We start from the raw sequence: 12,619 nt of genomic DNA, 5'->3' as shown, positions 1-12,619 counted from the left end.
GGCTTTGTCCCGTTCGCGGTGTGATCTGCGTCACACGGCGCGGCGCCTCTCTTGCCGCGTCGCTGGTCGCTGTGCCACGTTGAAGTCGCATCGCGAGGGGGCACGGGGCCTCCGCATGAGGGATGAGGGGGCGCGGTGAGTCACGTCGATGGTGCGCGCGCGGCGCATTTCACCCCCACCCCGGATGAGCACGTTGCCGGCACCGGCGCGCCCGACTGGATGTCGAGGCTTCCCCCGCCGCCGCTAGGACCCCGCACGGACCCGACGCCCATTGTCCGCCGAGCCTCGTGGTTGCGTGCCCTCGCGTCGGGGCTGGGCTTTGGGGTGATGGGAGCCGTCCTGTACGCCTCGCTCTACATTCTGGTGGGCCAGGAGATTCAGGCGGCGGCTCCGGTGGTAGGCATCCTGGTGGGCTCGGGGCTGAGGCTCGCGGGTCGTCCCACGGGCTGGGCGACGGGCACGGTTGCCGTGGCGATGGGCGTCGCGTTCCTATTGGTCGGCGTGGCCGTGGGCCAATCCTGTCTCGATTCCATCGCGCTTCCGGCGCCCCTGGGTGCCACGATGGCCGATGCGTTTGCCGACCCCGTGCAGACCGTCGCCCACTACCTGTCGACCCCGCTGTCGTCCGTCCTCGCGATCGCGTTGGCGGCCGCCGGCGCGCTGCTCGCGACGCTGGCGTTTCGGCCGCGGCGAGGGGACGAGGGCGCCTCTTAGGGAGACGGCGACCGTGCGCCCTAGCGCGAGGCCTCGCGGTCGTCGTCCTCGCGCTGGAGCTCCTCGAGCAGCGCCCTGAGCTCGGAGCGCACGAAGTCACGCGTTGCGGTCTCGTTGACTGCGTGGCGCAGCGCCGCCACCTCGCGGGCGAGATACTCGGTGTCCGCGAGCGAGCGCTCGGCGCGCTGGCGGTCCTGCTCGGCCGCGACGCGGTCGCGGTCATCCTGACGGTTCTGCGCGAGCAGGATCAGGGGAGCGGCGTACGACGCCTGGAGCGACAGCATGAGGGTCAGCGCCGTGAAGCCGTTCGCCGCGGAATCGAAGCGCACCGACTCGGGCGCCCAGGTGTTCCACACGAGCCACACGATGCAGAACACCGTGAGGTAGATGAGGAACCGGGTGGTGCCCAGGAAGCGCGCGATGCCCTCGGTGGCGGCGCCCATGCGGTCGGGGTCAGAGCGGCGCGACTTGCGCGGCAGAAAGCCGAACCGGCGCTTGTCCGCCTGCGGGCGGTCGAGGCGCTCGCTCATGAGGCGGCCTCCTCGTCGTCTTCGTCATCGAGGTGCTCGCGCCAGTCGCTGGGCAGCAGGTGGTCAAGGACGTCGTCGATCGAGACCGCGCCCAACAGGCGGTGGGCGTCGTCGACGACGGGCAGCGCGAGGATGTCGTAGGCCGCCATGCGGCGTGAGACCTCTTGCAGCGAGTCGTCGGGGTCGAGCGACTCGATCGCGGGGTCAACGTACGAGCCCACCGAGTCGTGCGGGGGCTCGCGCAGGAGGCGCTGCAGGTGGACCAGGCCGATGTACCGTCCCGTGGGGACGTCCGTCGGGGGTCGCACGACGAACACCATCGAGGCGAGCGCGGGCGGCAGTTTCTCTTTGCGCACCATGGCAAGACAGGTGGCAACCGTGGTCTCGGGGCTCACGATGACCGGCTCGGTGGTCATGAGGCCGCCGGCCGTGTCGTCCTCGTAGTGCAGCAGCTGGCGCACCTGGTCGGCGTCGTCTGGCTCCATGAGCTCGAGCAGCGCCTGGGCCTGCTCATCGGGCATGTCGCCCAAGAGGTCGGCCGCGTCGTCGGGGTCCATGGCCTCGAGGACGTCCGCCGCGCGCTCCGAACGAAGGGTGCCCAGCAGCGCGATCTGATCCTCCTCGGGCAGCTCCTCGAGCACGTCCGCGAGGCGCTCGTCGTCGAGGGCCGCGGCGATCTCGGCCGAGCGCGAGGGGGACATCTCCATGAGTGCCGCCGCGAGGTCGGCCGGCTTGTGGTCCGCGAAGGACTGGATGACCAGCTGCGCGCCCTGGAGCTCGTCGCGCTTCCACACCCCGGTGACCTCGTCGAGGCCCACCACCACGGCCTCCCCACGGCGGGAGAAGCCCAACACGCCCTTGCGGCGCTCGGCCTTGCGCACGTATAGGCGCGTCACCTGCCACGTGCCGTCGCGCGTGGGCTCGATGGCGAGGTCCTCGATGAACGCGGGCTCGCGGCCGGACTTGATGGTCACGGAGCGCTCCAGGAGTTCCGCGATCGCGAGGGTCTCCGACGTGCGCGCCTTGAAGCGGCGCAGGTTCAACACGCCCGTGCAGATGATCTGACCGGGCGCGATGGACGTGACGCGGGTGAGCGGCAGGAACACGCGGCGCCGCCCGGGCACCTCGACCACGAGGCCCACGGCGACGGGTGCGTTGCCGCGACGCATCAGCAACACCACGTCGCGGGCGCGGCCCACCGCGTCGCCGATGGGGTCGAAGACGGTGGTGCCCGCCAGGCGAGCGACGTAGACCCTCTCCGCAGGCAGACTCATGGGCTCAGCCTAAAGCCTGGTGCGCTCCCAGCAGTCGAGGATCGCGGCCGCCGCCGCGTCCACATCGTCGCTGGTGGTCGCGGCGTCGGAGACCGACAGTCGCATCGCCCGGCGCCCGTGCCACACGGTGGGGCTCGTCCACGTGGTGCCCTCGGCCTGGACGGCGGCAATGACGGCATCGGTAGCGGCATCGTTCACGGCGTCAGTGGTGCCGTCTTCCCCAAACGCCACGAGCACCTGGTTGAGCACCACGGGCGCGAGGATTTCGGCACCGCCGGCAGCCAACGCATCGGCCAAGCGCCGTGCGAGCGCACACGATCCCTCGATGAGCTCCGCGAGCCCGGTGCGGCCGTGGGACGCGAGCATCGCCCAGGCCTCGATGCCGCGTGCACGCTGGGAGATCTGAATGCCCCGGTTGCGCGGCGCCGCCGGGTCGGGCGGGAGGTAGGGCGCGTCCGACGTCATGGCACGGCCGAGCGCCTCGCCGTCGCGCACGATCACGATGCCGCTGTCATAGGGGAGGTTCAGCCACTTGTGGCCGTCGGTCGCCCACGAGTCGGCGAGCTCGACGCCCGCCACCTGGTCGCGCAGCGAGGGCGCGGCCGCGGCCCACAGCCCGAACGCGCCGTCCACGTGTACCCACCCGCCACGCTCGCGCACGGCGGGGATGATCGCGGCGAAGGGATCGGAGGCGCCCGTATTCACGTTGCCCGCCTGCAGCAGGACCAGCGTGAGGTCGTCGGTGTCGGTAGGGAACGCGGAGGCGTCGATCGCGCCGACGCTGTCGGTTGCCACGCGCTCGATCTGTGCCTCGCCGACGCCCGCGAGCCGCAGCGCCTTGAGCGCGGAGATGTGGACCTCGTCGCCCACGACGACCCGCAGCCGAGGCGCGCCCGCGAGCCCCTCGCGCGCCACGTCCCAGCCCGCGCGCCCCAGGAGGGCGTCGCGCGCCGCGATGATGCCCGTGAGGTTGGCAATGGTCGCTCCGCCGTTGAAGGAGGCGACGGCGCCGGACGGCAGCCCCAGCGACTCGACGATCCACTCGCACGCGACGGCGTCGAGCGTCTCAGCCACCGGCGACGCCCCGCCGGGGTTCTGGTCCCATGCTCCCGCGAGGATGGCCGCCGCCCCCGCGGCGGGGTCGGTGCCGCCGGTGACGAAGCCGAAGTGGCGCCCGTGCGTGACGACGGTCGTCGCGGGCGAGCCGAACGCGTCGAGCTCCGCGAGCACCTCGCGCGCCGGGCGAGGCGAGTCGGGCAACGGGCGACGGAAGGCGCTGAGGCCCGCCACGGCATCGGCCGTCGGAGCGACGGGCCGGTACGCAGCGCCCGCCACATACGCCCCAGCGCGGCGCGCAGCCTCGGTGATAAGGCCGATGCGCTCGCGGGTACGCGCCAGCGACGCCGGGTTGGTGTGGACTCGCTCGAGGGGGCTCAGGGTGCTCATGCGGCAAGCCTCGCGCGACTGGCACCGTCACAACAGGGCCACTTGCCATCGCGCTGGCACTGGTGATAGGGGGCCAGTTTGCGCTGGAATGGCCCCATGCGCACCACTGCCGACCAACTTCGCGACGTCCTTGACCACTGGCAGTCGGGCACGGGCCCGCTGTATCAGCAGCTGGCCGATGCCATCGTGTCGCTCGCGGAGGCCGGCTCGCTCGAGCACGGCACCCGCCTGCCGTCGGAGCGCGCGCTCGCCACCAGCCTGCACCTGTCGCGCAACACCGTGACGGCCGCCTACCAGCGCCTCCGTGATGAGGAGTGGCTCGACGTGCGCCCGGGCGCGGTGCCTCGGCTGGGATCGCGCGCCCGCGGGCTCGACGGCATGAGTCACCAGGACCGCTTCGCGAAGATCCTGCCCGGCACGCAGGTGCCCCTGGTGGGCCTGTCGTCGGCCTGTCCGGGGCCGGCGCCCGTGGTGGCGAGCGCCTTCGCCGACCCCAGTGCGCTGCTCGACGCCACCCCCACCCTCGGCACGGGCTACGCGGCGCTAGGCGATCCCGATCTGGTCAGCGCGATCGTCGACCGCCTGCGCCTCCAGGGCATCCCGGCGCGCCCCGACGAGGTCGTGGTGACCTCGGGCGGCCAGCAGGCGCTGTGGCTTGCCGTGACGGGACTGGCGAGCGCGGGGGGCACCGTCGCGATGGAGGCCGTGACCTATCCGGGGGTCTTCGACGCGGTGGCCTCGGCGGGGTCGCGGCCCCTCGCGCTGCCCATGGGCCCCGACGGGCTCGACGTCGCCGCCGCGGCCAAATTGCTCCGCGCCGCCCGCCCCACCGCCGCCTACGTGACGACCTTCCACAACCCCACCGGCACCGCGCTGTCGGAGCCCGACGCGCTTCATCTCGCCGAGGCCGCCGCCTCGGTGGGCGTCACCCTCATCGACGACCGCATCACGGGTGAGCTGGCACTTGCGGGACCGGCCGCCCGCCCGTTCGCGACCCTCGGCACCGGCGCGTCGGTGGTGACCATTGGCGGGCTCAGCAAGATTTTCTGGGGCGGCATGCGCATCGGCTGGCTGCACACCAACCCCACGCTCGCCGCCCAGCTGCGTCAGCGCAAGGCCGCGATGGACCTGGGTAGCCCCGCGTTCCTGCAGCGCCTGGCGCGCGTGTTCCTCGAGGACCATTACGACGAGACGCTTGCCTGGCGGATCGCCTCCATGCGCGAGTCCCTTGCCGCGACCGTCGACGCCCTCGCAGAGTTCGCCCCCGAGTGGCAGTACCGGATGCCCGTGGGCGGGCCGTGCCTGTGGGTCAAGGTGCCCGGTGCTAACGCCGACCGCTTCGCGGCCAGGGCGGCCGATGCCGGCGTGCCCGTCGCTCCCGGCTCTGCCTTCGAGGTGGTACCGGGTGGGGGCGCGGCGCGCTTCCGGCTTCCGTTTTACCTTCCACCCGAGCAGATGCGGCTGGGCGTCAAGACGCTCGCCGAGCACGCGGCCTAGCCCGCGGCGGTCAGCTCCACCGACGCCACGCGAGCGGCCGGGGTAAGTGCCCCGTGAGCCGTGATGATCTCGTCGGCGCCGGTCTGTACGGCGAGGTCGTCGAGCCACGCGCGCACCTCGGCGCCCGTGCCCACGCCGGTGACGCGCATCATGTCCGCGAGCTGTGCACCCTGGGGCGAGGCGAGGAAGGCGTCGATCTCGCCGTCCGAGTACTCGGGGGTCGACGGCCCGCGCTTCATCATCATCCGCACGCGCGAGCGCCGGGCGGCAGCGAACTGCTCTTGCGCCTCGGCGGTCGAGGCGGCCGCGAACGCGTTGGCGGCCACGATCAGGTAGGGCGAGGAGAGTTGGGCGGAGGGCTGGAATCCCTCGCGGTAGACGGCAATTGCCTGCTCCAACGCGGCGGGTGCGAAGTGCGAGGCGAACGCGTACGGCAGCCCCAGCTGCGCCGCGAGCTGCGCGCCGAACAGCGACGAGCCCAGGATGTACAGGGGAACCTCGGTGCCCTTGCCCGGCACGGCCTCGACCCCATGCACGCGCGTCTCCTCGCCCAGGTACGCCTGCAGTTCGAGCACGTCCTGCGGGAACGCGTCGGACGACGACGGCTCGCGACGCAGCGCCACGAACACCGCGCGGTCGCCGCCGGGTGCCCGCCCCAGCCCCAGGTCGATGCGTCCAGGGTGCAGCGACGCGAGCGTGCCGAACTGCTCGGCGATGGTCAGCGGCGAGTGGTTGGGCAGCATCACGCCGCCGGCGCCCAGCCGAATGGACGACGTATGCGCCGCGACGTGCGCGATCAGCACCGAGGTGGCCGAGGATGCGATCCGGGCCATGTTGTGGTGCTCGGCGTACCAGACGCGCGTGTATCCCGAGCGCTCGGCGGCGCGGGCCAGGTCCACGGAATGAGCGAGCGCCTCACGGGGCGTCTCGTCGGGGGCGATGGGGGCAAGGTCAAGGACGGAAAGCGGAACGGTCACGGTTTTCCAACGTACCGGCCTGCGCGTTCATGCCCGACCACGGTCCTCGATGGCTGCTGCACCAGACGGCCGATGCCGTGGCGAGCCTCCGTACGGAGCCCCGCCACGGCATCGGCCGTGGGACATCCTTAACGCGAGTGGCGAGCCATCCAGGCCTCGATGGCGTCGGGTTCGCGCGGGAGGGCGGCCGAGAGGTTCTCGACGCCGTCGGCAGTCACGAGCACGTCGTCCTCGATGCGGATGCCGATGCCGCGCAGCTCTGCGGGCACCGCGAGGTCGTCGGCCTTGAAGTACAGGCCGGGCTCGATGGTGAACACCATGCCGGGGGCGAGCTCGCCGTCGAGGTGGGTCTCGCGCTTTGCTGCGGCGCAGTCGTGCACGTCGAGGCCCAGGTGGTGCGACGTGGAGTGCACCATCCAGCGGCGGAACAGCTTGGACTCGGCGGCCTGGGCCTCGGGGACGATGCCCCACTCGGTCAGGCGCGCCTCGATGACGTCCATCGCGGCCTCGTGGACCTGGCGCAGCGTGGCGCCGGGGCGGGCGACGGCGAAGGCGGCGTCGGCGGCCTCGAGGACCACCTCGTAGACGCGGCGCTGCACGGGGGTGTACTCGCCGGTAATCGGCATGGTGCGGGTGATGTCCGCCGTGTAGAGGCTCTCGACCTCGACGCCCGCGTCCAGTAGCAGCAGGTCGCCGGCGCGCACCTGGCCGTGGTTGGTGATCCAGTGCAGCGTGGTGGCGTGGTCGCCCGCGGCGGCGATGGTCTCGTAGCCCACCGCGTTGCCCTCCTCGCGCGCGTGGCCGTCGAAGGTCGCCTCGATGACGCGCTCGCCGCGCTTGTGCTCGATGGCGCGGGGCAGCTCGCCCACCACGCGCTCGAAGCCGGCAATCGTGGCGTCGACGGCGTCGCGCAGCTGCTGCACCTCCCACTCGTCCTTGACCAGGCGCATCTGGTGCAGCGCGGCGCGCACCTTCTTCTTGGGGTGCTTGGCGAGGTCGATGCCGCCGGGGAGGTCGGACAGGGGAGCGGTGGCGATGCCCGTGAGGGCCGCGAACTCGGCCAGGCCAGGGCGGCGGCCGATCCAGAACTCGCCGGTGCGCGGGTCGGTGTAGAAGCCGTCCTGGTCCTTGCCTGCCGGGGGCTCGAGGAACAGCGTGGCCTCGTGACCGTCGGCGGTGGGCTCCATCACCAGCACGGCGCCGGGCTCGCGGTCGGTGCCGAGTCCGGTCAGGTACGCGAAGTCGCGGTCGGGGGAGAAGCGGTAGTCGGTGTCGTTCGAGCGCACCTTGAGGTCGCCCGCGGGGGCGACGATGCGCTTGCCGGGGAACTGGGCGGACAGGCGCGCGCGGCGCTCGGCGGCGAAGGGGGCGGAGGCCATCGCGGTGGTCTCGAGGTCCTCGGGCTCGGCCCAGTTCGAGCCGATCCACGCCTTGAACTCGTCGTTGTCGGGGCGCAGAGCGCGGGCCTTGTTGGTGTTCTCGGGAGTGTCGTCAGTCACGCGACCATGGTCGCATGGCCCGTGCGGGACCGACGGCAGTCGCGAGGCGGCCGCGCCGTAGGCTGGCGGACATGCGCATCGACCTCCACACGCACTCGACCGTTTCCGACGGGACGGGTAGCCCCGCGCGGGTGATGCGCGAGGCGGCCGAGGCCGGGCTGGACGTGGTCGCGCTGACCGATCACGACTCGATCATGGGCTGGGACGAGGCTGCCGCGGTGGCGGCCGATGCGGGGGTCGCCTTCGTCCCCGGGGTCGAGGTCTCGTGCAAGCACCGGGGCATCTCGATCCACCTCTTGTCCTATTGGCACGACCGCACGGATGCGGACGTGCGCGACATGCTCGCGCTCACCCGCGAGGCCCGCGTGCACCGCGCCCAGGCGATCGTGGGGGTGCTCGCCGCCGACTTCCCGCTGTCGTGGGACGCGGTCGCCGCACGCGCCGGGGTGGGCACCACGGTGGGCCGGCCCCACATCGCCGATGCGCTCGTGGACCTGGGGGTGGTGCCCACCCGCGACGCGGCGTTCGACCGCATCCTCGCGCCCGGCTCGCGCTACTACGTGCCGCACTTCGCCCCCGAGGTGACCGCCGCGATCGCGACGCTGCGCCGGGCGGGCGGCGTGACCGTTTTCGCTCACCCCGGCGCCGTCGCGCGCGGCCGCGTGGTGGCCGATGCCGTGGTTGCCGAGATGGCCCGCGCTGGCCTCGTCGGACTCGAGGTCGATCACCGCGACCACGACGACGCGGCGCGCTCGCGGCTCACGGGGCTGGCGAACTCGCTGCGGCTCGTGCGCACGGGCGCGAGCGACTATCACGGCACCGGCAAGCGCAACCGGCTGGGCGAGAACCTCACCTCTCCCGAGGCGTTCGCGGCGCTCGAGGCGGCGCGGGGGGAACTGCGGCCGGCGACGCGGGAGCGATAGCCGGCCACGGCATCGGGAACGACGCGGTGATCGCCCTCGCTCTGCAAGGGTCGCGTGCCTCTGACACAATGCCAAGTGGCAGACACGGGCGCCGGGGGGTGTCCCGCGACCGGGGGGTCTTCACATGTCGACGTCAGCAAGCCCGTTTCGAGGAATGTCGCCCGTCGCCAGGGCGAAGCGGAAGCCGGGGATGCTGTGGTCGGGCATCATCATCCTGGCGATATGGTTCGTGCTGTCGGCGGGCGTTGCCTGGATGGCGTCGGGGGAGACGTCTGGGCAGAACTTCACGGGGGCCTTCATCGGCTCCCAGCTCCTCTTCGGGCTTCCCCTGCTCGTGGGTGGGATCCTGTTCACCATCGGCTTGGTCGCGGCATTGTCTGCGCGGGCCTTCGACGTCAGGGACCGCGCTGCCGCGGCGGCTCTGACGGGCGCCATCAGCGAGTTGCTCGGCGTGGATCCCCAGGTCGCTTACGCCGACGATGGCTCTCTCGCTCACGTGTCCGGAGCGACCCTGGTCGAGGTCGAACGCCATTTCGATCGGGACACCGCCGGGCAGATGGTGACGACGGTGAATCACCACATGAGCCTGTCCGGTACCCACAGCTCGATGACACACGCGAACACCACCTACGGCCGCGACTGGAGCGACTCGACATACGCCACATCGGTGGGCAGCCTGAACGCCAGCGGGCAGATCACCGGCACCGAAGTAAGCGCGATGAGCCAGACCACGCGCGACAACCTGATGGGCGACGCGTTGTTCTCGATCTTCGAGCACGAAACTGAGCGTGGCCACCGCGACACGCAGCGCGTGGTGGCGATGTCGCGCCCTGCCGCCGAGGGCTGGATTCGAGACCTGGCCGGCTCAGTGTGCTACCAGGTCGGCGGGCCGAATACTCACGCGGGCGGTGCAGTGTGGGCTCTTGCTGGACATCTTGTCGCCCATTTTGGGCCTCGTGACGTTTCGTATGTCACGGACAGACTCAAGGCGCAGGAAAAGCGGTCGGACCGTGACCGTGACATCGTGAGGATCGAAGGTGTGCCGATGGAGCGCGGCGCGATGATCGCGACGACGATGAGCATCGGTTCTTCGGAGGCTCTGCGGCTCTATCCTGTGCACTTTCCGGTTCTTTTTGCCGGTGCGATCAATGCCGCTGCGCGGCGCAGAGTTCACGTCGAGACCGATCGCCGTGCCGCCCTGGAGAACTGACGCCCTCTCCCATCCGGGAACGCGCCGAGGGGCGGCACCGTCGCTCGACGATGCCGCCCCTCGGGACGTGAAGCAGGCTTAGGCCTCCTGTGCGGGGGCCGCCGGGGCGCCGTTGCCGCCCTGGCCGGAGCCACCGGAGCGGCGACGACGGCGGTTGCGGCTGCGGCGGGGCTTGGCCTCGCCGTCGGGGGCGCCGCCCTCTGCGCGCGGCTGGCGCTCGCCCTGGGCGCCCTGCGACTGGCCCTCGCCGGACGAGCCGGAGCCGCCCTTGCCCGAGCCGCGACGGTTGCGGTTGCCGCCCGAGCGCTGCCCATCACGGCCGCCGCCACGACCATCACGGCCGCCGCTTCCGCCGTCACGCCCACCGCGACCGCCCTGGCCGCCGGTGTGCTTGCCGGTCTCGCCGAGGTCCTCGAGCTTCTCGCCCTCGAGGCCCTCGAGCGTGCGCTTGTCACGCGGCAGGCGGCCCTTGGTACCCGCGGGAATCTCGAGATCCGTGAAGAGGTGCTCCGACGAGGAGTACGTCTCGACGGGCTCGGGGAAGCCCAGGTCGAGCGCCTTGTCGATGAGGCCCCACCGGGGGACGTCGTCCCAGTCCACGAACGTGACGGCGGTGCCGGTCTTGCCCGCGCGGCCCGTACGGCCAATGCGGTGCAGGTAGGTCTTCTCGTCCTCGGGGCATTGGTAGTTGATGACGTGCGTGACGTCCTCGACGTCGATGCCGCGAGCCGCGACATCCGTCGCGACCAGCACGTCGATCTTCGAGTGACGGAACGCGCGCAGGGCCTGCTCGCGTGCGCCCTGGCCCAGGTCGCCGTGGATGGCGCCGGCCGCGAAGCCGCGGTCGCGCAGCTCGTCCGAGACCTTCGCGGCGGTGCGCTTGGTGCGCGCGAACACCACAGTGCGGCCGCGGCCGTCGGCCTGCAGGATGCGGGCCAGGACCTCGATTTTGTCGAGCGCGTGGGCACGGTAGACCACCTGCTTGATGGCCTTCACGGTGGCGCCGTCGTCGTCGGGATCGGCGGCGCGGATGTGGGTGGGCTGCGTCATGTAGCGACGGGCGAGCGAGACGACCGCGCCGGGCATGGTCGCGGAGAAGAGCATGGTGTGACGAGACGCGGGGGTCGCGGCCAGCAGACGTTCGACGTCGGGAAGGAAGCCCAGGTCCAGCATCTCGTCGGCCTCGTCGAGCACCACGGTCTTGATGAAGCGCAGGTCGAGGTGGCCCTGGTTCAGCAGGTCGATCATGCGGCCGGGGGTGCCGACCACGACCTCGGCGCCCTTGACGAGCGCCTCGATCTGGGGCTCGTAGGCGCGACCACCGTAGATCTGCACAATGCGGGTGGAGCGCTTCTTGGACGCGGTCTCAAGGTCGCCGGCAACCTGCACCGCGAGCTCGCGGGTCGGGGCGACGACGAGCGCCTGCGGCTTGCCGGGCTCCGCGAGGGACTCGAAGCCCTCCTCGCCTGGCGAGACAGTGCGGTGCAGCAGCGGCACGCCGAAGCCGAGCGTCTTGCCGGTACCGGTCTTGGCCTGGCCGATGATGTCGTGGCCGGCAAGGGCCACCGGGAGCGTCATCGCCTGGATGGGGAACGGCGCGACGATGCCGTGGTTCGCGAGCGCCTCGACGATCGCGGGGTTGACGTCGAAATCGGCGAAAGTCTGGTCGGGCGTCTGCACGCTGGCATGCGTGTCTGTCATGTGTCCTCTTTGAGTGTGTGCACGTGGGTTCGCGCTGAATCGGCGGGCAGCCGATCGCGAATCATCCTCTCGCGCGGCCAGCGCTCTCTTCAGCGGCGCCGCGCAACACATGACGACCGGTCAGCCCCGGGTCGAGGCTCATTCTACGCGTACGCCGCGAGGTGAGGCCAGAAGCGGCCGATGCCGTGGCCGGGCTGGGTGGTCAGGACCCCTGATCGAAGGGGGAGGGGCGCGGGTCCAGCGCCTGCAGCGCGATCGCCTCGATCGCGAAGGCGCTCGTCTCGGCAAGCTCGACCTGGGTGGGGTCGAGGAGCCACTGCACCTGCAGGCCGTCCATGACGGCGAGGATGGAGGCCGCGGCCCTGTCGACCTGTGCGGGCTCCTCGAGTCCTCGTTCGGCGCACATGGCACGGAACGCCGCGACGACCTCCCCGCGCAGCACCCGGTAGCGGTCCTCAAAGTATTCGCGGCCGGGGTTGGCGTTGGTGACCGACTCGGCCGACAGCACCGCGTAGGCCTGGACGATGCCGGGACGCTGCTCATTGGCGAACGCCGTACGAATGAGATGGCGGAACAGTTCGATGCCGTCGGGGATGTGCTGGCCCTCGATCCCCTCGACGTCGGACTCGTCGCGGTAGCGCAGCACCTCGACCAGCAGCCGGTCCTTCGAGCCGAAGTGGTGGAGGATCCCGGCGTGGGTCATGCCCACCTGCTCGGCGATCTCGGCCAGCGGGCCGTTGTTATAGCCCTTGGCGCCAAAGGTTTCGAGTGCAGCGGCGAGGATCTCCCGTCGTCGAGCGGCCGTCTCCGGTCGCGGGGGGAGCTGTCGTCTGGTCGTCGCCATCGTC

Annotated in this window: 11 protein-coding genes; 4 read left to right on the top strand and 7 right to left on the bottom strand. The window is 71.4% G+C overall.

All coding sequences use genetic code 11. The features are described from left to right. Positions 1 to 135: 135 nt before the first annotated feature. Positions 136 to 714 (top strand): hypothetical protein, encoded by a 579-nt coding sequence (locus B7K20_RS04665; protein WP_144018534.1) that lies wholly within the window; start codon positions 136 to 138, stop codon positions 712 to 714. A gap of 20 nt (positions 715 to 734) precedes the next feature. On the opposite strand, the gene B7K20_RS04660 is transcribed toward B7K20_RS04665, so the two are convergent. From B7K20_RS04660 to B7K20_RS04650, 3 genes are read right to left on the bottom strand one after another with little or no spacing between them, the layout of a single operon-like run. Then, positions 735 to 1,244 (bottom strand): DUF1003 domain-containing protein, encoded by a 510-nt coding sequence (locus B7K20_RS04660; protein ID WP_084101021.1) that lies wholly within the window; start codon positions 1,242 to 1,244, stop codon positions 735 to 737. Further along, positions 1,241 to 2,518, bottom strand: a complete 1,278-nt coding sequence (locus tag B7K20_RS04655) for a magnesium transporter MgtE N-terminal domain-containing protein (protein ID WP_084101019.1) — start codon at positions 2,516 to 2,518, stop codon at positions 1,241 to 1,243. The genes B7K20_RS04660 and B7K20_RS04655 overlap by 4 nt, the downstream gene beginning before the upstream one ends. Positions 2,519 to 2,527: 9 nt before the next feature. Continuing rightward, positions 2,528 to 3,964: a pyridoxal-dependent decarboxylase gene (locus tag B7K20_RS04650; protein WP_084101017.1), complete on the bottom strand. Its 1,437-nt coding sequence runs from the start codon at positions 3,962 to 3,964 to the stop codon at positions 2,528 to 2,530. 96 nt (positions 3,965 to 4,060) lie between these two features. Here B7K20_RS04650 and B7K20_RS04645 point away from each other — a divergent pair, with 96 nt between their 5' ends. Continuing rightward, positions 4,061 to 5,461: a PLP-dependent aminotransferase family protein gene (locus B7K20_RS04645; protein ID WP_084101016.1), complete on the top strand. Its 1,401-nt coding sequence runs from the start codon at positions 4,061 to 4,063 to the stop codon at positions 5,459 to 5,461. Here the strand turns inward: B7K20_RS04645 and B7K20_RS04640 are convergent. After that, positions 5,458 to 6,438 carry an LLM class flavin-dependent oxidoreductase gene (locus B7K20_RS04640; protein WP_084101014.1) on the bottom strand — a complete coding sequence of 327 codons (981 nt, stop codon included), beginning with the start codon at positions 6,436 to 6,438 and terminating at the stop codon, positions 5,458 to 5,460. The two genes, B7K20_RS04645 and B7K20_RS04640, sit on opposite strands and share 4 nt — an antisense overlap. 128 nt (positions 6,439 to 6,566) lie before the next feature. Beyond that, positions 6,567 to 7,937 carry an aminopeptidase P family protein gene (locus B7K20_RS04635; protein ID WP_234985716.1) on the bottom strand — a complete coding sequence of 457 codons (1,371 nt, stop codon included), beginning with the start codon at positions 7,935 to 7,937 and terminating at the stop codon, positions 6,567 to 6,569. A gap of 71 nt (positions 7,938 to 8,008) precedes the next feature. On the opposite strand from B7K20_RS04635, the gene B7K20_RS04630 reads away from it, so the two are divergent. Both B7K20_RS04630 and B7K20_RS04625 read left to right on the top strand, forming a co-directional pair. Next, positions 8,009 to 8,860, top strand: a complete 852-nt coding sequence (locus B7K20_RS04630; protein ID WP_084101012.1) for a PHP domain-containing protein — start codon at positions 8,009 to 8,011, stop codon at positions 8,858 to 8,860. A 124-nt stretch (positions 8,861 to 8,984) separates the two neighbouring features. Continuing rightward, positions 8,985 to 10,070, top strand: coding sequence for a divalent metal cation transporter (locus tag B7K20_RS04625; protein ID WP_144018533.1), 1,086 nt, complete (start codon positions 8,985 to 8,987; stop codon positions 10,068 to 10,070). A 78-nt stretch (positions 10,071 to 10,148) separates the two neighbouring features. On the opposite strand, the gene B7K20_RS04620 is transcribed toward B7K20_RS04625, so the two are convergent. Continuing rightward, the gene (locus tag B7K20_RS04620) at positions 10,149 to 11,771 is read right to left on the bottom strand and encodes a DEAD/DEAH box helicase (RefSeq protein WP_084101008.1); all 1,623 of its coding nucleotides are present in this window, start codon (positions 11,769 to 11,771) and stop codon (positions 10,149 to 10,151) included. A gap of 202 nt (positions 11,772 to 11,973) precedes the next feature. Continuing rightward, positions 11,974 to 12,615, bottom strand: a complete 642-nt coding sequence (locus B7K20_RS04615; protein WP_084101006.1) for a TetR/AcrR family transcriptional regulator — start codon at positions 12,613 to 12,615, stop codon at positions 11,974 to 11,976. Between the last annotated feature and the right edge of the window lie 4 nt (positions 12,616 to 12,619).

Origin of the sequence: Demequina sp. NBRC 110051 (genome assembly GCF_002090055.1) — a bacterium.
GTDB lineage: Bacteria > Actinomycetota > Actinomycetes > Actinomycetales > Demequinaceae > Demequina.
The sequence above is the reverse complement of the archived record's forward strand: the minus strand, read 5'-3'. Positions and strand labels throughout refer to the sequence as shown.

Bases quoted from the DNA above. Each gene is read 5' to 3' on its own strand.
- B7K20_RS04660 (WP_084101021.1), bottom strand. From the start codon at position 1,244: ATGAGCGAGCGCCTCGACCGCCCGCAGGCGGACAAGCGCCGGTTCGGC.
- B7K20_RS04655 (WP_084101019.1), bottom strand. From the start codon at position 2,518: ATGAGTCTGCCTGCGGAGAGGGTCTACGTCGCTCGCCTGGCGGGCACC.
- B7K20_RS04650 (WP_084101017.1), bottom strand. From the start codon at position 3,964: ATGAGCACCCTGAGCCCCCTCGAGCGAGTCCACACCAACCCGGCGTCG.
- B7K20_RS04645 (WP_084101016.1), top strand. From the start codon at position 4,061: ATGCGCACCACTGCCGACCAACTTCGCGACGTCCTTGACCACTGGCAG.
- B7K20_RS04630 (WP_084101012.1), top strand. From the start codon at position 8,009: ATGCGCATCGACCTCCACACGCACTCGACCGTTTCCGACGGGACGGGT.
- B7K20_RS04625 (WP_144018533.1), top strand. From the start codon at position 8,985: ATGTCGACGTCAGCAAGCCCGTTTCGAGGAATGTCGCCCGTCGCCAGG.
- B7K20_RS04620 (WP_084101008.1), bottom strand. From the start codon at position 11,771: ATGACAGACACGCATGCCAGCGTGCAGACGCCCGACCAGACTTTCGCC.
- B7K20_RS04615 (WP_084101006.1), bottom strand. From the start codon at position 12,615: ATGGCGACGACCAGACGACAGCTCCCCCCGCGACCGGAGACGGCCGCT.